This window comes from Streptomyces sp. YS415 (assembly GCF_023544665.1).
Classification (GTDB): Bacteria; Actinomycetota; Actinomycetes; order Streptomycetales; family Streptomycetaceae; genus Streptomyces.
On record NZ_JAMJFL010000063.1, the window covers coordinates 1 to 17,931 of the forward strand.

Sequence of the window (17,931 nt, forward strand, 5' to 3'; positions counted from 1 at the left end):
GGGCCGCTCTCGGGTGCGGCGGCCGGTTGTGTGGGGCCGCCCTGGGGCGGGCCGACCGGCTGTCGGGGGCCGCCTCCGGGCGCGGCGGCGGGGTCGGGCAGTGGTGTGTGGTGGCCCGGGCCGGAGGGGGGTTCGGGCGGGCGAGCTACCGGTGGACGGGCTGCGGGTGGGCGGCTGTGGTCGGCGGTGGAGGGCGGAGTCGGCTGGTGCATGGGGCGGCTTCCTCTGCGCTCTGTGGGCCTCGGGTCTTCGGCGCCGGGAGGGGGATCCGGGGGTACCCGGGCAGGTCGGCGGCACGGCGGGTGGGGGTGTTCCGCCACTCAGGTGAACGGGGGGACGCTCCTGGGAGTCACGCTCGGGCGGCCGAATGGGGGTGGCTGGGGTGGGTGTGGCTCTTGGTCACGGCTTTTCCTCGGTCCCGGCGTCCACGTCGCTCGCAGTCATGGCTTCCGAGTCGGCCCTAGTGTGCGCGTCGCGTTTGAGTACGACTCCCCGTCCGTCTCAGGAGCCCTCGCGTCCACGTCCCTCCTGATCACGACTCCCCCTCCGTCTCCGTGCTCGCGTCGCGTCGCTTCCCCTGGGCTCGTGTGGTGCGGGGCTTTCGGCCCGGGCCGGGATGCGTGCCGCTGACCGGGGTGCGAGGACCCGGCACCCTGTTCCCGGGGCGGCGGCCGGCCCTGCCTGCGGGTCCCGAGGAGCGCCCAGCGGCCGAGGCAGCAGCTCGAGCACGGTGTTTGCGGGTCGGCTCGGCGGGGGTCGGCTCGGGGGATCCGTCGGTGCGTCCGTCGGTGCGTGCCGCGCGCAGACAGCGGCGGATGGACTCCGGGTCGAGTCCCTCGTTGCAGGCCTGGTGCAGGAGGCGGGCGAAGAGGTAGTCGGGGTCGGCGCCAAGGGCCATGGCGAGGGCCTCGCGGGCCTCCAGCTCGTCGCCGGTGGACCAGGCGACCCAGCCGGTGAGGGTGAGCGGTGCCGCGGCGTGCTCGCCGTAGGGGCCGACGCAGCGGCGGGCCAGTGCTCGCCACAGGCGCAGGGCGAGGGGCGCTTCGTCGCCCTCCATCCACTCGGCGGCACGATCGCGCGTGGTGCGGTCCTGGAGGCCGAGGATGAGCTGGGCCGCTTCGTCATGGGTGAGCAGTTGGTCGTCGCGGAGGTCCGCGGTGAGGGTGCCGGAGACGGGGGGTGCCTCGGCGAGGCGTTCCATGATCCGCCCGGCCAGTGTCAGGGTCTCCTCGGCGACGTCCCCGCGGCTCGACTCGTCGAGGATCCTGGGGACCAGTGCCATGCCGGCGGTGTCCAGGGCGATCTCCTGTTCCAGGACGGCGGCCGGAGCCTCCCAGGGGAACAGCCGGGCCCGCAGTTCACGCAGGGTGCCGCGGACCTGGAGTCCGGCGTAGGTGGCGGCCGCGGCCAGCACCGAGGTGCCGGGCAGACCCATCGGGGTGCCGCCGGAGGGGCAGCAGACCTCGTTCCCGCAGCAGTAGGACCACCAGCGGCCCTCGGAGATGCAGAGGGCCTCGATCACGGGTACGTCGAGGTGGCCGCACTCGGTGCGCAGCTTCTGGGCCAGCGGCCGTAGACGCTCCATGACCTGTCGGCCGGTCTCGCCCGGTTCCGGCTCCTTGCAGACGTAGGCCACCATCTGCTCGGGCCGGGCACCCCGGCGTTCGCTGCCGGTGACGAGTCCCTGGGCCAACTGTCGTGCTGCGGAGGGCCAGTCGTCCGGGTTGGTGGGGATGCCGAGCCGGGCTCGCCCGCCGAAGCGGCCGCGGCCGTCGCGGTCCTGCAGGGCGACCAGCACGATGCTGTCCTCGGGCCGGTATCCGAGCAGGTACGGCAGGGCGTCGGCCAGCTCGGCGGGGGTGCGCAGGGTGACCTGCCGGTCGCCACCGTGGTTTTCGTAAGCGGTGCAGTCGAGTTGTTCGGTGGGGCGAGTCTCGTGCCCCACGATGTCGGCGTTCTCAGAGTTTCCAGCGTTTCCAGCGTTTTCGCCGTGATTCGTCATGCCCTGACGATCTCGCGGATTGCGAATCTCCGCTTGAGCCTGTGGATAACTCCGAGCAGGTTCATGGCAATTGCATCGGGACCGGCCGACGCGACCTCAGCCCGCCGCGGCCAGCACCAGCGGAAGAACCTCCCCGCTCCCCGCCCGCCGCAGCAGACGGGCCGCGACCGCCAGAGTCCAGCCGGAGTCCGTGTAGTCGTCCACGAGCAGCACGGGCCCAGGAGAGCTGGCCAACGCCTCCGCCAGCTCTCCGGACACGCTGAACGCGCCGGACAGTGCCCTCAGCCGTTGCGCGGAGTTGCTGCGCCGCACCGCATGCGTGCCACCCGGCCCCGTATAGGTCAGCGCGCCGAGGAACGGCAGCCGCCCGATGTCGGCGATGCCCTGGGCCAGCGTGCCCACCAATTGCGGGCGGGTCAGGGACGGCACCGCGACGATTCCCACCGGACGGGCCGGGGCGTCCGCCGTGCCCGACGCCCAACCGCCCGGAGACCGCGCCCAGTCGGCGAGCACGGACACCGCCGCACGCAGGACGTCGTCGGGGACCGGGCCGTCCTGCGCGTTCTCGGCCAGCAGTGGCCGCAGGCGGTTGCCCCAGCCGATGTCCGAGAGGCGGCCCAGGGCGCGTCCGGTGGAGCACTGTTCTCCAGCGGGGATACGGCCCTTGAGCTCGATGCCCAAGGCGGGCATCCCCGTGGGCCACATCCGGCGCGGTTCGACCTCCACCCCGGGGCGGTCCAGTTCCTTGACCGCCCCCGTCAGCGCCTCCGCCGTGACCGTGGGATCGGCCCAGGGCCCCGCGCAGTTGTCGCAGCGGCCGCACGCGGTCGCGCCCTCGTCGTCCAGCTGGCGCCGCAGGAACTCCATCCGGCAGCCGGTCGTGCTCGCGTACTCGCGCATGGCCTGCTGTTCGACTGCCCGCTGGTGCGCGACCCGGGCGTAGCGCTCGGTGTCGTACACCCAGTCGGCTCCGGTGGCGATCCAGCCGCCCTTGACCCGCTTCACCGCGCCGTCGACGTCCAGCACCTTCAGCATGGTCTCCAGGCGGCTGCGCCGTAGGTCCACGGCCGCCTCCAGTGCGGGTACGGACAGGGGGCGCCCGGCGCCGGCGAGGGCCGAGAGGGTCTGGCGGACCTGGGTCTCGGGCGGGAAGGCGGTGTCGGCGAAGTAGCGCCAGATGGCCTCGTCCTCCTTGCCCGGCAGCAGCAGGACGTCGGCGTGGGCGACTCCTCGGCCCGCCCGTCCGACCTGCTGGTAGTAGGCGATGGGCGAGGACGGGGAGCCGAGGTGCACCACGAAGCCCAGGTCGGGCTTGTCGAAGCCCATGCCGAGCGCCGAGGTCGCCACCAGCGCCTTCACCCGGTTCGCCAGCAGGTCCTCCTCGGCCTGGAGCCGGTCCGCGTTCTCCGTGCGCCCCGTGTAGGAGGCGACGGCGAAGCCACGCTGCCGCAGGAAGGCGGTGGCCTCCTCGGCCGCGGCCACGGTGAGGGCGTAGATGATCCCGGACCCGGACAGATCGTCCAGGTGCTCGGCCAGCCAGCCCAGCCGGTGGGCGGCGTCGGGCAGTTGGACCACGCCCAGGCGCAGACTTTCCCGCTCCAGCGGGCCGCGCAGCACCAGGGCCTCGCCGGCGCCGGTCCCCAGCTGTTCGGCGACGTCGGCCGTCACGCGCGCGTTGGCCGTCGCGGTGGTGGCGAGCACGGGGACGCCGGGGGCGAGCTCGGCGAGCATCGCCCGGAGCCTGCGGTAGTCCGGGCGGAAGTCGTGTCCCCAGTCGGAGATGCAGTGCGCCTCGTCGACGACCAGCAGACCGGTCGTGGCCGCCAGCTTGGGCAGCATCTGGTCGCGGAAGTCGACGGAGTTGAGGCGCTCCGGGCTCACCAGGAGCACGTCGGTCTCGCCGCGTTCGACTTCCTCCTGGATGTTGTCCCACTCCTCCGGGTTGGCCGAGTTGATCGTGCGCGCGCGGATGCCGGCCCGCCCCGCCGCCTCGACCTGGTTGCGCATCAGCGCCAGCAGCGGCGAGACGATCACCGTGGGACCCGCGCCGCGCTTGCGCAGCAGGGCGGTGGCGACGAAGTAGACCGCCGACTTGCCCCAGCCGGTGCGCTGCACCACCAGGGCGCGCCGGTGCTCGCGCACCAGGGCGGCGACTGCCTGCCACTGGTCCTCCCGCAGGCGGGCCGCTCTGTCCGGGTCGCCGACCAGCTGACCGAGGATGGCATCGGCTTCGGCGCGGAGTTCCAGTTCGTCCATACCCCCATGCAACCCGATGGCACTGACAGTCAGCCACCGCAGCCGCGGCCCGGTCGCCCGCACCGCCCCGCGCGCGTGCCGCAGGATCACCGCTCGGTGGCCACGGCCGTCGCGTCGCCCCAGGCTCGTGACCAGCACGCCCGTGCCGTCGCACGGCGCGCGGACCCGGCCGTTCCGCCGCCCCGCGCCCCCTCACCTCCAAAGAGCGCCGCACCCCACGCGTCACCAGGTGACGCAATGGGTAGGGATATAAGACGCACGCCGTCCCATATCGGTCGGCCGCCCCAATTGCTCGTTGCCGCAACCCAGTTCGACAGGAAGAATTGAAGTCCGCTCCCCGCACGGCTCGCCCGTGGTCCGGCAGGGCTCCGTCGCGGTGCGCGCTCCCCCGATTCCACCCCGCCCGCAGTGTGGGCGCGTAGCCGAAGGGAGGACCGTGACCTTCGGATTCGCTCCGTCCCCCGCGGCATCCACGTCGACCTCCAACGATCCGTCCGCCGCCCCGCTGGGCCGCGTGCTGGAGCCGGCGGAGTGGGCCGCCGCCGGAATCCCCCTGCTGCGCGATCCCCGCGAGGTCGTCAGCGGCCTGCACTCCCGGCACCACCCCCGGCCCGCGACGGCGATCGTGGCCGTCCTGGACCCGGACGAGCGGCTGCGGGCCAGCGCCTCGTTCACCCGCCGGCCGGCCCCGGCCGACGGCTGGCTGTTCCGCAACGTCCTGCTCGACCAGCTACGCCGGGTCATCCCGCACGACCTGCGCCGCCGCACTCCCGTGCGCACCGCCGTGCTGCTCTACTGCCGTGACGGCGACGCGCGTTGGACGCCGGAGGACGGAGCGTGGATGTGGGGCCTGCGGGATGCCTGCACCCTGCACGGCCTGCGCTGCGGCGCGTACATCACACTGACCCGCGACGGCTGGCAGGTCCTCGGCGAAGGGCGCGGCGGCCGTCGCCCCAGCGTCGACTCCATACCGGAGCCGTTCGCCACCTCCGAGTCACCGCCCCCGCTCCCCCGCACCGGCGGCGGCGCCTCGGAACTGCTGCGCCGCGCGGCGGCCCGCTGAGCCACCCCGACGACGGAACGTTCCTCCGCCGGCAGCGACTCTCGCAGGCACTCCGTCGGCAGCACCTCTCGCAGATCCTCTGCCGGCAGCGGCCCACGCAGTCCTGCGCCGGCAGCGGCCCACACACGCAGTCCTCCGCCGGCAGCGGCCCTCGCAGGCGCTCCACCTGCAGCGGGCCTCACAGACCCTTAGGCCGCCTACGCCCTCACACGCCCCCAGGACGCCGGACTCCAAGGTCCCCGCACGACACGCCTACCCGGAAGACCCGAGGCGACGACTGGCACCGAGCGAGCCCTCACACGCGCACGCCGAAGTCCGCACCGTGCCGACAACCGCCGCGCCTCCGCGGCGGCAACCCCGGCGGACCCGCCTCCGGAGGACCGGAGGCGGGTCAGACGCCCGCGCCCAGCACCGAGTTGATCTGCTGCGGGTCGCCGCAGACGATCAGCAGGGCGCCGGCCCGGCCGAGGGCCAGCGGCAGGGCAGTGGCGGCAGCGGTGTCGGATCCGCCATTGACGGCGACCACGACGACGGGGCGCGAGGCCGCACGGCCCGCGGCGGCGGCGTCCGTGTAGAAGACGTCGTCGCCCGCGTCGTGCTGGGCCCAGTAGGAGGTTTCGCCGAAGGACAGCTCGTGGGCGGCCCACGGGTGCTGCTCGCCGGTGGTGATCACCAGGACGTCACCTGGGGCACGGCCCGACTCCAGCAGCAGGTCGACGGCTTCCTCGGCAGCGTCCAGCGCGCCCTGGGCCGAGGCCGGGATCAGCTGGATCTGCGGAGTCGCCGCAGCCGGTGCGGGGACGGGGGCAGCCGGACCGGCCGGTCCTGGCTTGGCCGCGGGCAGGTCACGGGGGGTGCGTTGCGCCGGCGCCGTGGGCCGCGGGGGCCCGGGACGGCCGGGACGCGACGGAGCCGCGGGACGCGGACCGGGTACGGGGCGTGGGGTCGGCGCGGTGCGGCCACTGGCCGGTGTGGCGCGGGGACCCTGGGCACTCTCGTGAATCTGAGGCTCCTCGGGAATGAGAGGCATGGGCTGTTATTTATCAAACGTTGGTGCGGCTCACGTGAACGGGTGGCACATGAGTGCGAACAGGGAGGTCAGAAATCGAAGCCGAGCTGACCCTCGATTTCCGGAACACTCCGCTCCGCCCACCTGCGGACCTTCTTGAGGTGCTGCCACTGGGGCAGCGCATCAAGATACGCCCACGACAAGCGGTGGTGCGGGGTGGGTCCCCGCTCCTCCAGTGCGGCCTTGTGCACGGGCGACGGATACCCGGCATTGTCCGCAAAACCGAAGTCTGCATGGTCGATACCCAGTTCGGCCATCATTTTGTCGCGCTGAACCTTGGCGATCACCGAAGCCGCCGCGACCGCCACACAGGACTGGTCACCCTTGATCACCGTGCGGACCTTCCAGGGGTCCCCGAGGTAGTTGTGCTTGCCGTCGAGGATCACCGCGTCGGGACGGACCGGCAGCGCCTCCAGGGCGCGCACCGCGGCCAGCCGCAGCGCGGCCGTCATCCCGAGATCGTCGATCTCCTCCGGCGAGGCGTGCCCCAGGGCGTACGACGTCACCCACGTCCGCAGCACCACGGCCAGCTCGGTGCGTCGCTTGAGCGTGAGGAGCTTGGAGTCGGTGAGCCCGTCGGGGGGCCGGCGCAGTCCGGTGATCGCCGCGCAGACGGTGACGGGGCCGGCCCAGGCGCCGCGCCCCACCTCGTCGACACCGGCAATGATCTTCGCTCCGGTCGTGGCGCGGAGTGAGCGCTCGACGGTGTGAGTAGGTGGTTCGTACGGCATGGCGCCCTTAGCGTACGCCGCCCGGATCACCCGGCGGTACCCCGGTTTCCCCTGACTGCTCCAGGCGCCCCTTCCCAGCGGCTCAGCCCTCGCTCAATCCCCGCTCGGCCGGAGGGCCGGCATCATCAGCTGATCGATCAGCTCCGCCAGTTCAGCATCGTCCCATTCACTTCCGCGCATCTTGGAGCGGTACATCATCATGGCCGGGATCGCGTCGAAGACGCATCCGTTGGCGGCGGCTGAGCGCACCTCGCCCCGCTCTATTCCACGGGTGATGACCTCGCGGATCAGCTTGAGGGTGGGCTCCACGACACCGTCGTAGATCACACTGTGGAACCGCTCCGCCTGGATCTGGTCGCATTCGTGAATGACCGCACGGAGGGCGAAACCGGGGCGCGAGTACATGGCGTCCCGCGCCATGCGGCACAGCGCGAGCAGGTCGTCGCGCACGCTGCCGAGGTCGGGCACCGCTTCGATCCGCGGCAGCCCGGCCTGCAACGCGTCGGCGACCAGGTCCTCCTTGGACGGCCAGCGGCGGTAGACCGCCGCCTTGCCCGTCTGGGCGCCGGCGGCGACGCCCTCCATCGTCAGGCCGTTCCAGCCGACCGTACTGAGCTGTTCCAGCGTGGCGTCGAGGATCGCGCGTTCGAGCACGGCGCCGCGCCGACGCATCGAGACCGCCTGAGCGGGGGCGGCCGTCCAGCGCGAGGTAACCATCAGCGTCTCCAGCGAACAAGGGAGCGGGTGTTGCGGGGGATTCAGCCAGACCGCGCGGCAGCGACAGGGGGAACGCCGCGCGGCGACAAGCTAAGTGAACGCTTGCGTTCACTACAGGGGACTCACTACCGTTGACGCGACAGTGAACGCGAGCGTTCACTAAGGCCTTTGTGGGGGACCCATCGTGACAACCTCTCAGTTGACGTCCAACCAGCAACCAGGAGCGGCCCGCAGGCAGGGCCGTCCCGGCATCGCACTCGCCGTCATCGCGGCCTGCCAACTCATGGTGGTCCTCGACGCGACGATTGTGAACATCGCACTCCCGCACATTCAAGACGCCCTCAAGTTCAGCACCACCGACCTCACCTGGGTCGTCAGCTCCTACACGCTGACCTTCGGCGGTCTGCTCCTGCTCGGTGGCCGGGCCGGTGACATCCTCGGCCGCCGCCGGGTCTTCATGACCGGCATTCTGCTGTTCACCTTCGCCTCGCTGCTCGGCGGACTCGCTCAGGAACCATGGCAGTTGCTGGCAGCGCGCGTGCTCCAGGGCGTGGGCGGCGCCATCGCGTCGCCGACCTCGCTGGCGCTCATCACCACGACGTTCCCCGAAGGCCCGGAACGCAACCGGGCGTTCGGCGTCTTCGCCGCGGTCTCGGCGGGCGGCGGCGCCATCGGACTGCTCGCCGGCGGCATGCTCACCGAATGGCTCGACTGGCGGTGGGTGCTCTTCGTCAACGTGCCGATCGGCATCCTGATCGCCGTCCTCACCCCGCTCTACATCAACGAGTCCGAACGGCACACCGGCCGCTTCGACATCACGGGCGCGATGACCTCCACGCTGGGCATGGCGTCCCTCGTGTACGGGTTCATCCGGGCGGCCGACGAGGGCTGGCGGGACAGTCTGACCATCGGTTCCTTCGTCGCGGCGGTGGTTCTGCTGCTGGCCTTCGCGTTCATCGAGCGGCGGGCCAAGGAGCCGATCACTCCCCTGCGGATGTTCGCCGACCGCAACCGCTCCGGCACCTACGTGATCATGCTGAGCCTGGCTGCGGCGATGTTCGGCATGTTCTTCTACATCGTGCTCTTCGTGCAGAACGTGCTGGGGTACACCCCGATCGAGGCAGGTCTGGCCTTCCTGCCGGTGACCGTGGTGATCGCCATCGGCGCGGGCCTGTCCCAGCGGTTCCTGCCGGTGCTGGGCCCGAAGCCCTTCATGGTCACCGGCTCGACGCTCGTCGTGATCGGACTTGCCTGGCAGGCCTTGATCAGCGCCGACAGCTCCTACGTGGGCGGAGTGCTGGGACCGATGCTCCTGTTCGGCCTGGGCATGGGACTGAACTTCGTGACGCTGACGATCACGGCCGTCTCCGGGGTCGCCCAGCACGAGGCCGGCGCGGCCTCCGGACTGCTCAACACCACGCAGCAGGTGGGCGGGGCGCTCGGTCTGTCCATCCTGACCACGGTGTTCGGCTCGGCCAGCAGGGAGGAAGCGGAGAAGCAGCTGCCGCAGTTCATGGCTGAAGCCTCGCCGGAGCAGAAGGCGCAGTTCGCCGAGACGCACCAGCTGCCCGGCCCCTGGGGGCACGAGGTGCTCGCTCAGGGCATCTCCATGGGCTTCGTGGCGGCCGCCGCCATGGGTGTCCTGGCCCTTGCCACCGCCTGGCTGGTGATCAAGGTCCGCAAGAGCGACCTGGAGGCCCTGGCCGGCACGGCGGGTCCGATGGCCGGTTGATCCTGCCAGAACCGCCTGGGACCGCGGATGGCCGGACCTCGCCCGGGGGACCGACGGCGAGGGCGACGGCCCGGTCATCCGCACCCGCCCCAGCAACCGCAGCAGCATCGACAACACTGCGTACATGTCCACCCCCCGTATCCCCGTCGCGCCTCCGGCCGGACGTACCCGTGGACCACACACGAGCCCGTGCGTCGCACAACCGATGCCAGAAGAACGCGCCAGCGGTCACAGAGAGTTCCTGTGCTTCACGGAGAGTTCTGAAGCTGCCGCGAAGGCGGGGAAGCGGGCTCCCTCAAACCGCCGGAACCCAGTCGGGCAGCGCCTCGGTCCGCTCCACCCACTCCGACGGCGGAGTACCCGCCTTGCCCCCGGCGAGCACCCCGCCGACGATGGCGCACGTGGTGTCCATGTCGCCACCGACCTGCGCGGTGGTCCAGAACGCCTGCTCGTAGTCACCGAGGGAGCGCGCGGCCGACCAGAGCGCGAAGGGCACGGTGTCATGGGCCGTCGTCCGTCGACCGCAGCCCAGCACGGCGGCGACGGTGGCGGCGTCGCCGTAGTCCAGCATGTCGCGCGCCCGGCGCAGCCCGGCCCCGACCGCGCTCTTCGGAACCAGCGCGATCACCCCGTCGAGCAGCGCCTCGGCGGTAGGCGGACCGCCCGGGGCGGCGGCCAGCGCCGCTGCCGCCGCGACGGCCATGGCACCCACGACGGCCTCACGATGCTGATGCGTGGGATACGCCGAGATCTCCGCCTGGTGGGTGGCCTGCTCGGGATCGTCCGCGTACCAGGCCCCGAGGGGCGCGATCCGCATCGCCGCGCCGTTGCCCCAGGAGCCCAGCCCCTTGAAGAGCGCGGAAGACAGCTCGCGCCAGTCGCCGCCCTCGCGGACCAGCCGCAGCAGGCGGTTCGTCGCGGGGCCGTAGCCGCGGTCGAAGTCGTGGTGCTCGGCGAAGGAGCGGGCCAGCGCGTCCTGGTCGATGCGGTGGTGGGCGGCGAGGACCGCGACGACGGAGCAGGCCATCTCCGTGTCGTCGGTCCATTGCCAGGGGCCGGCCGGCAGTTCACGGCACTTGAGCAGCGGGTAGTTGGCGGGGACGAAGAACTGGGAGCCCAGCGCGTCTCCCACCGACAGTCCGCGCAGGCTGGCAAGGGCGCGGGCCAGGCGCCCGTCGGGTGAGGAATCAGCGGTCATCGCTCTGCCACTCTATCCGGTGATTCCGTACGGTTCCGGATCTCGCCAGCGTTCGAAGGGACGGTCAAGCGCGTACTTGCCGTCGTCCCCCAGAACGAGCATCCGCATCTCAGCGTTCCCCGGATTCGCCAGCGACTCGAAGTCCGCGACCGTCCAGTGGAACCACCGCATGCAGAACAGGCGCATGGCGAGGCCATGGGTCACCAGCAGTACGTTCGGCGGGTGGTCGGGGGCCTCGAAGCTGCGGTACAGGCTCTCCAGGAAACCGCCGACCCGGTCGTACACATCGGCGCCGGACTCACCCTGGGCGAAGCGGTAGAAGAAGTGCCCGTAGGCGTCCCGGTAGGCCTTCTGCAGGCGGACGTCGTCGCTGTCCTGCCAGTTCCCCCAGTCCTGCTCGCGCAGGCGCGGCTCCTCCCGGACGCGTATGAGCTCGGGGTCCAGGTGGAAGGCGCGCAGCGTCTCGTGCGTACGGCGGTAGGGGGAGACGTACACGCTGACCCGCTCGCGGCCGAACACCTCGCGCAGCCGTTTGCCCGTCTCCTCCGCCTGCCGCCAGCCCTGCTCGGTGAGGGCCAGCGCGTGGTCGGGTTCGCGTTCGTACACGGTGTCATCAACATTGCCGGTTGATTCGCCGTGCCGGACAAGAACGATGCGCCGTGGTCGTGCCATGCCAAAACCCTAGATCGGGTGACGGCCGATCGAGCACTCGTACGGGCTCCATACGGCGTAGGTCACACATTTCCGGGTGTGATCCTTCCGGCTTGTGCCGTGATGATCACACCGTCCAGGACGGTTCCAGCTGCACGATGTCGCCGGTGAGAGCGGCGACGTCCGCCTCGGTCTGGGCCCGCAGGGCCAGCCGCTCGATGCGTTCGGCCCGGTATTTGCCGTGCTCGGCGGCGGACAGCCACATCGACAGGACGAGGAACTCATGGCCGGGTGCCTCGCCGAACAACCCGCGGACCATGCCGGGTGAGCCGGCCATCGCCGGGTTCCAGACCTTCTCCTGCATCAGCGTGAAGTGCTCGGCACGTTCCTCGTGGACCCGGCAGTGCGCGACGCGCAGCAGGTCGGCGTCGGTGAAACGCGGCTCGAAGCCGGTCTTCACGTCGAACCGGTGGTCGAAGAGCTTGACCTGGGCATCCTTGAACGTTCCCGACTGGGACGTGGCCAGCCGGTCGTGGGAGCGGGCCATGAAGGAGTCGTAGAAGGCGCGGCTCTCCCAGAAGGCGACGATGTGCGCCACCCCCGGCCGGCTCCGGCTCCAACCACCGCCCTGCCCCCGAAACCCCGGCTCCCCCAGAAGCCCCGCCCACTTTCGCTGCCCGCGCTCGAACCCGCGGCGGTCCACCACGGTGCAGCGAATCCACTTGACCAGCACCGCGCCATGGTAAGGCCAGGGAGCGTGGCGCAGTCCGCCCTCGCGGCGAGTGCTCCCCCGCGAGGGCCCCCGCGCGCGTGGCAGGATGGGCAATCGGCCTTGTCAGTCGGGCAGTTCGGGCCGCAGGCGCATGGCGAACGGGGAAGGGGAGTCTGTTGAACGGCCTCAGCAAGGGGATCCGGAAGGTCGAGATCTCACTCAGGTGGGACCCGAGTCCGGCGGGGCAGCCGCCGACCGATCTGGATCTGGTCGCGGGTGCCTACCTGGCGAGCGATCCGTACGGTGATCCGGTGTTCGTCGTGCACTTCGACAGCCGGTCCCCCGACGGCACCATCTATCTCAACCGCGACAGCCACGACGGCAAGGGGTTCGGCTGGGACGAGGTCATGACGGTGGAGCTCGACCGCCTCGACAGCCGCTACGCGCGCGTGGTGGTCGGCGTCGTCATCCAGCAGCGGTCCGCACGGCGCACCTTCGTCAGCGTGACCAGCCCGGGCCTGCGCATCCGCGAGGGCTACAACGACCTGGCCACGGACGACTTCGGCAGCGTCCTCGGCGCTACGGCGGCCACGGTCGCGGAGTTCGCCCGCCAGGAGGACGGCACCTGGGACTTCCACCCCGGTATCCACGGCTTCGAGGAAGACCCCGCCACCTTCACCCGGAACATGGGCAAGGCTCACCAGCCCTGATCCCCGTGCATGACGAAGGAGGGGCGCCGACACACCGTCGGCGCCCCTCCTCGTCAAGGACTGGTGATCAGCTGCAACCGCTGGTCGAGCCGCAACCCTCGCAGATGTAGCAGGAACCGGCCCGCTGCATCTTCGTACCGCAGGAGAAGCAGAGCGGGGCGTCGGCCTGGATGCCCAGCTGCATCTCCACCAGCTCGGCGCTGGTGTGGGCCTCCTGCGCCGCGGGCTTGGCCGCCTCGACCTCGGCCTTGGGCGTGACAACGGCCTTCAGCTCCTGGGCACGCGGCGCCGACTGGGCCAGGCCCTCGACATCGACCTCGTCGTCGGCCGGCTCGTACGAACCGGTCTCCAGGTGGCGCTGACGCTCCTCGGCGGAGTGGATGCCGAGCGCGGAGCGCGTCTCGAAGGGCAGGAAGTCCAGCGCCAGGCGGCGGAAGATGTAGTCGACGATCGACTGCGCCATCCGCACGTCCGGGTCGTCCGTCATGCCGGCCGGCTCGAAGCGCATGTTGGTGAACTTCGAGACGTACGTCTCCAGCGGCACGCCGTACTGGAGGCCGACGGAGACCGCGATGGAGAAGGCGTCCATCATGCCCGCGAGGGTCGAGCCCTGCTTCGACATCTTCAGGAAGACCTCGCCGAGACCGTCGTCCGGGTAGGAGTTGGCCGTCATGTAGCCCTCGGCGCCACCGACCGTGAAGGACGTGGTGATGCCGGGGCGGCCCTTGGGGAGGCGCTTGCGGACCGGGCGGTACTCGATGACCTTCTCGACCGCCTCGCGGATGGTCGCCTCGGCCTTCTCCGTGACCTCGGCCTTCTCCTTGTCCTTGGTCTTCGCGGAGAGCGGCTGGCCGACCTTGCAGTTGTCGCGGTAGATGGCGAGCGCCTTGACGCCCATCTTCCAGGCCTCGAAGTAGACCTCTTCGACGTCCTCGACGGTCGCCGTCTCCGGCAGGTTGACCGTCTTGGAGAGCGCGCCGGAGATCCAGGGCTGGATCGCGGCCATCATCCGGACGTGACCCATCGCGGAGATGGAACGCTCGCCCATGGCGCAGTCGAACACCTCGTAGTGCTCGTGCTTGAGGCCCGGAGCGTCGATCACATTGCCGTGCTCGGCGATGTGGGCGACGATCGCCTCGATCTGCTCCTCCTGGTAGCCCAGGCGGCGCAGGGCCTGCGGGACGGTGCCGTTGACGATCTGCATCGAGCCGCCGCCGACCAGCTTCTTGAACTTGACCAGGGCGAGGTCGGGCTCGAGGCCGGTGGTGTCGCAGGACATCGCCAGACCGATGGTGCCGGTCGGGGCGATGACGGACGCCTGGGAGTTACGGAAACCGTTCTTCTCACCGAGACGCAGCACGTCCTGCCAGGCCTCCGTGGCGGCGGCCCAGATCGGCGTGTCCAGGTCGTCCATGCGGACGGCCTTGGTGTTCTCGTCGGCGTGCTGCTTCATGACCCGCAGGTGCGGCTGCGCGTTGCGGGCGTAGCCGTCGTACGGGCCGACGACCGCGGCGAGCTCGGCGGAGCGCCGGTAGGAGGTGCCGGTCATCAGGGAGGTGATGGCACCGGCGAGGGCGCGGCCGCCGTCGGAGTCGTAGGCGTGGCCGGTCGCCATCAGCAGGGCGCCGAGGTTGGCGTAGCCGATGCCGAGCTGGCGGAACGCGCGCGTGTTCTCGCCGATCTTCTGGGTCGGGAAGTCCGCGAAGCAGATGGAGATGTCCATCGCGGTGATGACGAGCTCGACGACCTTGGCGAAGCGCTCGACGTCGAAGGACTGGGTGCCCTTGTTGTCGTCCTTCAGGAACTTCATCAGGTTCAGCGACGCGAGATTGCAGGACGTGTTGTCCAGGTGCATGTACTCGCTGCAGGGGTTCGAGCCGTTGATCCGGCCGGACTCCGGGCAGGTGTGCCAGTGGTTGATGGTGTCGTCGTACTGGATGCCCGGGTCGGCGCAGGCCCAGGCCGCCTCGGCCATCTTGCGGAAGAGGGACTTGGCGTCGACCTCCTCGATGACCTCACCGGTCATTCGCGAGGTCAGGCCGAACTTGCCGCCCTGCTCGACCGCCTTCATGAAGGCGTCGTTCACGCGGACCGAGTTGTTGGCGTTCTGGTACTGGACGGACGTGATGTCGTCGCCGCCCAGGTCCATGTCGAAGCCCGCGTCGCGCAGGGCGCGGATCTTCTCCTCTTCCTTGACCTTGGTCTGGATGAAGTCCTCGATGTCGGGGTGGTCGACGTCGAGGATGACCATCTTGGCGGCGCGGCGGGTGGCACCGCCGGACTTGATGGTGCCGGCCGAGGCGTCGGCGCCGCGCATGAAGGAGACCGGGCCGGAGGCGTTGCCGCCGGAGGACAGCAGCTCCTTGGAGGAGCGGATGCGGGAGAGGTTCAGGCCGGCGCCGGAGCCGCCCTTGAAGATCATGCCCTCTTCCTTGTACCAGTCGAGGATCGACTCCATGGAGTCGTCGACGGACAGGATGAAGCAGGCGGAGACCTGCTGCGGCTGGGGCGTGCCGACGTTGAACCAGACGGGGCTGTTGAAGCTGAAGATCTGGTGCAGGAGGGCGTAGGCCAGCTCGTGCTCGAAGATCTCGGCGTCGGCGGGCGAGGCGAAGTACTTGTAGTCCTCACCGGCCTTCCGGTACGTCTTCACGATCCGGTCGATGAGCTGCCTGAGGCTCACCTCGCGCTGCGGGGTGCCGACGGCACCCCGGAAGTACTTGCTGGTGACGATGTTGACCGCGTTCACCGACCAGAAGTCGGGGAACTCGACGCCGCGCTGTTCGAAGTTCACAGAGCCGTCGCGCCAGTTGGTCATGACGACGTCACGGCGCTCCCACTGGACCTCGTCGTACGGGTGCACGCCGGGGGTGGTGTGGATGCGCTCGATGCGCAGGCCCTTGGTCGCCTTGGTGCCCTTGGCGCGGGAACCTCGTGCCGGACCGCTCGCCGTCTCTGTCATGCCGCCTCCCTGGTACGGGCTAAAACGCCCCGAAGTGCCCCGATGTTCCCGAGGCACGGTGTTCTGTCTGGTGTTGCGGGCATCTCGCGCTGTCGCCCGCAACAGGTCTTCGGTCGCCGCCGCACGGCCGGACCCGGCGTCCTGGAATGCCGGATCCGGTCCGTCGGTCAGTCGGCGGCTTTGGCGGGCACGGGGACGTGAGCCGTCCCGCCGGGCCCGCTGTCGTCTTCCTGGCTCCCCGCGCGCGCGTCATCGTCGTCGGCGCCGGGACGTCGTGTCTCCCTGAGTTCCGCAATCGCGGCCTCGAAGTCCTCCAGCGAATCGAACGCCCGGTACACGGAGGCAAATCGCAGGTAGGCGACGAGGTCCAGTTCCTGCAACGGGCCGAGTATGGCCAGCCCCACGTCGTGGGTGGTCAGCTCGGCACTCCCGGTGGCCCGCACCGCCTCCTCGACCCGCTGGCCGAGCTGGGCGAGTGCGTCCTCGGTGACAGGTCGCCCCTGGCACGCCTTGCGCACGCCGTTGATGACCTTGGTACGGCTGAACGGCTCGGTGACTCCGGACCGCTTCACCACCATGAGCGAGCACGTCTCCACGGTCGTGAAACGACGGGAGCAGTCAGGGCACTGGCGGCGCCTGCGGATCGACGTGCCGTCGTCGGTCGTACGACTGTCGACCACACGGCTGTCGGGGTGCCTGCAGAAGGGGCAGTGCATGAACTCCAACCCTCCTCACAGCAGACTCAATAGCCTCGCTGGGCCTCATGGGCCCCTCGAAGCAGCCCCCAGCATAGGCGATCGCCAGGAGTCCGAAGACCCGGGGGACCACAACTTCTGGGCTGCTGCCGCAATCCAACCACTAGATGTGGGGATTGGCTCATACATACACGCCGTGCACGCGTGTCGCGCTTGTGGCGACCGGCCCCACTGGGCCGCACCGGTGGCCGCAGTGCCGCGGCGACCCGGGCGTGCACAGCCGTACCGATACGGCGCATGCGGAGATACCGTGAGCGCCACAGGGAGGCGGCGTGGGACTCCCGCACAGATGGGGGCCAGGTCCCGGCCGTCCGGGTACCGGATGGCAGACTGGGGCAACAACCCGCGAGGTCGTCACCCCGGCGGTGAAGGGTACAGCAATGAACCCTTTTGTCCGCCAGGCGCCGCGTCAGCTATACACCCAGACACATGATCACGTCAGGTGAAGCGCGATTTTTCACTCGAACGTGTGTTTGGCGCAACCTTTCGAAAGCTACTACCGTTGTCCAGCAGGGAGACCATCGAGAGGGGCCGACGTGACCACCACCGCAGACAGTGCCACCATCACTGCCCAGGACCGCTCCCAGGGCCGACTCGAGCCGGTGCATGCGATGAACGAAGCCGCGAATCCCGAGGGGCACAAGCGCTCCCTGCCGGGCCGACCTCCAGGCATCCGTGCAGACAGCTCAGGGCTGACCGACCGGCAGCGCCGGGTCATCGAGGTGATCAGGGACTCGGTGCAGCGGCGCGGCTACCCGCCGTCGATGCGCGAGATCGGCCAGGCCGTGGGCCTGTCCAGCACCTCCTCGGTCGCACACCAGCTGATGGCGCTGGAGCGCAAGGGCTTCCTCCGGCGCGATCCGCACCGCCCGCGCGCATACGAGGTGCGCGGCTCCGACCAGGCCGCCTCCGTGCAGCCGACGGACACCGCCGGCAAGCCCGCCGCGTCGTACGTCCCGCTGGTCGGCCGGATCGCCGCAGGCGGTCCGATCCTCGCGGAGGAATCCGTCGAGGACGTCTTCCCTCTCCCGCGGCAGCTGGTCGGCGACGGTGAGCTGTTCGTCCTGAAGGTCGTCGGTGACTCGATGATCGAGGCCGCGATCTGCGACGGCGACTGGGTCACGGTCCGCCGTCAGCCCGTCGCCGAGAACGGCGACATCGTGGCCGCGATGCTCGACGGCGAGGCCACCGTGAAGCGCTTCAAGCGCGAGGACGGCCACGTCTGGCTTCTCCCGCACAACTCCGCGTACGAGCCGATCCCCGGTGACGACGCGACCATCCTCGGCAAGGTTGTGGCGGTGCTGCGGCGCGTGTGAGCACCGCGCGGCAGATCTCGCCGATCTGACCGGGCCCCGGGACCCCTGCGCCGGTTC

At 70.4% G+C, this 17,931-nt stretch carries 14 protein-coding genes; 4 read left to right on the plus strand and 10 right to left on the minus strand.

From position 1 onward, the window contains the following. Positions 1-532 precede the first annotated feature (532 nt). Positions 533-2,002 (minus strand): DUF4192 domain-containing protein, encoded by a 1,470-nt coding sequence (locus M8H82_RS35875; protein ID WP_250079870.1) that lies wholly within the window; start codon positions 2,000-2,002, stop codon positions 533-535. Positions 2,003-2,098: 96 nt separating this feature from the next. Then, a complete protein-coding gene (locus M8H82_RS35880; protein WP_250079872.1) occupies positions 2,099-4,258 on the minus strand; it encodes a RecQ family ATP-dependent DNA helicase in 2,160 nt (719 codons plus the stop codon). Positions 4,259-4,694: 436 nt separating this feature from the next. Between M8H82_RS35880 and M8H82_RS35885 the strand changes: the two genes are divergently transcribed. Beyond that, the gene (locus tag M8H82_RS35885; protein ID WP_250079874.1) at positions 4,695-5,321 is read left to right on the plus strand and encodes a hypothetical protein; all 627 of its coding nucleotides are present in this window, start codon (positions 4,695-4,697) and stop codon (positions 5,319-5,321) included. A gap of 391 nt (positions 5,322-5,712) precedes the next feature. On the opposite strand, the gene M8H82_RS35890 is transcribed toward M8H82_RS35885, so the two are convergent. The 3 genes from M8H82_RS35890 to M8H82_RS35900 form a co-directional block, all read right to left on the minus strand. After that, positions 5,713-6,351, minus strand: a complete 639-nt coding sequence (locus tag M8H82_RS35890) for a hypothetical protein (protein WP_250079876.1) — start codon at positions 6,349-6,351, stop codon at positions 5,713-5,715. A gap of 68 nt (positions 6,352-6,419) precedes the next feature. After that, positions 6,420-7,121, minus strand: coding sequence for a ribonuclease HII (locus M8H82_RS35895; protein WP_250079878.1), 702 nt, complete (start codon positions 7,119-7,121; stop codon positions 6,420-6,422). 93 nt (positions 7,122-7,214) lie between these two features. Beyond that, positions 7,215-7,838, minus strand: a complete 624-nt coding sequence (locus tag M8H82_RS35900) for a TetR/AcrR family transcriptional regulator (RefSeq protein ID WP_250079880.1) — start codon at positions 7,836-7,838, stop codon at positions 7,215-7,217. Between the two features lie 184 nt (positions 7,839-8,022). On the opposite strand from M8H82_RS35900, the gene M8H82_RS35905 reads away from it, so the two are divergent. Continuing rightward, positions 8,023-9,570, plus strand: a complete 1,548-nt coding sequence (locus M8H82_RS35905; protein ID WP_250079881.1) for an MFS transporter — start codon at positions 8,023-8,025, stop codon at positions 9,568-9,570. 295 nt (positions 9,571-9,865) lie between these two features. On the opposite strand, the gene M8H82_RS35910 is transcribed toward M8H82_RS35905, so the two are convergent. The 3 genes from M8H82_RS35910 to M8H82_RS35920 all read right to left on the minus strand — a co-directional run bounded on the left by M8H82_RS35910 (position 9,866) and on the right by M8H82_RS35920 (position 12,152). Continuing rightward, positions 9,866-10,768 carry an ADP-ribosylglycohydrolase family protein gene (locus M8H82_RS35910; RefSeq protein WP_250079884.1) on the minus strand — a complete coding sequence of 301 codons (903 nt, stop codon included), beginning with the start codon at positions 10,766-10,768 and terminating at the stop codon, positions 9,866-9,868. A 12-nt stretch (positions 10,769-10,780) separates the two neighbouring features. Beyond that, entirely contained in the window at positions 10,781-11,440 is a 660-nt protein-coding gene (locus M8H82_RS35915) for a histidine phosphatase family protein (protein WP_250079886.1), read from the minus strand. Positions 11,441-11,546: 106 nt separating this feature from the next. Beyond that, a complete protein-coding gene (locus tag M8H82_RS35920; protein ID WP_250079888.1) occupies positions 11,547-12,152 on the minus strand; it encodes a YdbC family protein in 606 nt (201 codons plus the stop codon). A 155-nt stretch (positions 12,153-12,307) separates the two neighbouring features. On the opposite strand from M8H82_RS35920, the gene M8H82_RS35925 reads away from it, so the two are divergent. Continuing rightward, positions 12,308-12,841 (plus strand): TerD family protein, encoded by a 534-nt coding sequence (locus M8H82_RS35925; RefSeq protein WP_250079889.1) that lies wholly within the window; start codon positions 12,308-12,310, stop codon positions 12,839-12,841. 67 nt (positions 12,842-12,908) lie between these two features. Here M8H82_RS35925 and M8H82_RS35930 read toward each other — a convergent pair whose 3' ends face one another. Both M8H82_RS35930 and nrdR read right to left on the minus strand, forming a co-directional pair. Then, positions 12,909-15,803, minus strand: coding sequence for a vitamin B12-dependent ribonucleotide reductase (locus M8H82_RS35930; RefSeq protein ID WP_250079891.1), 2,895 nt, complete (start codon positions 15,801-15,803; stop codon positions 12,909-12,911). Positions 15,804-15,970: 167 nt separating this feature from the next. Continuing rightward, the gene (gene nrdR, locus M8H82_RS35935; RefSeq protein WP_250079893.1) at positions 15,971-16,519 is read right to left on the minus strand and encodes a transcriptional regulator NrdR; all 549 of its coding nucleotides are present in this window, start codon (positions 16,517-16,519) and stop codon (positions 15,971-15,973) included. Positions 16,520-17,094: 575 nt separating this feature from the next. Between nrdR and lexA the strand changes: the two genes are divergently transcribed. Next, positions 17,095-17,874, plus strand: a complete 780-nt coding sequence (gene lexA, locus M8H82_RS35940) for a transcriptional repressor LexA (RefSeq protein WP_250079895.1) — start codon at positions 17,095-17,097, stop codon at positions 17,872-17,874. Positions 17,875-17,931: the final 57 nt, after the last annotated feature.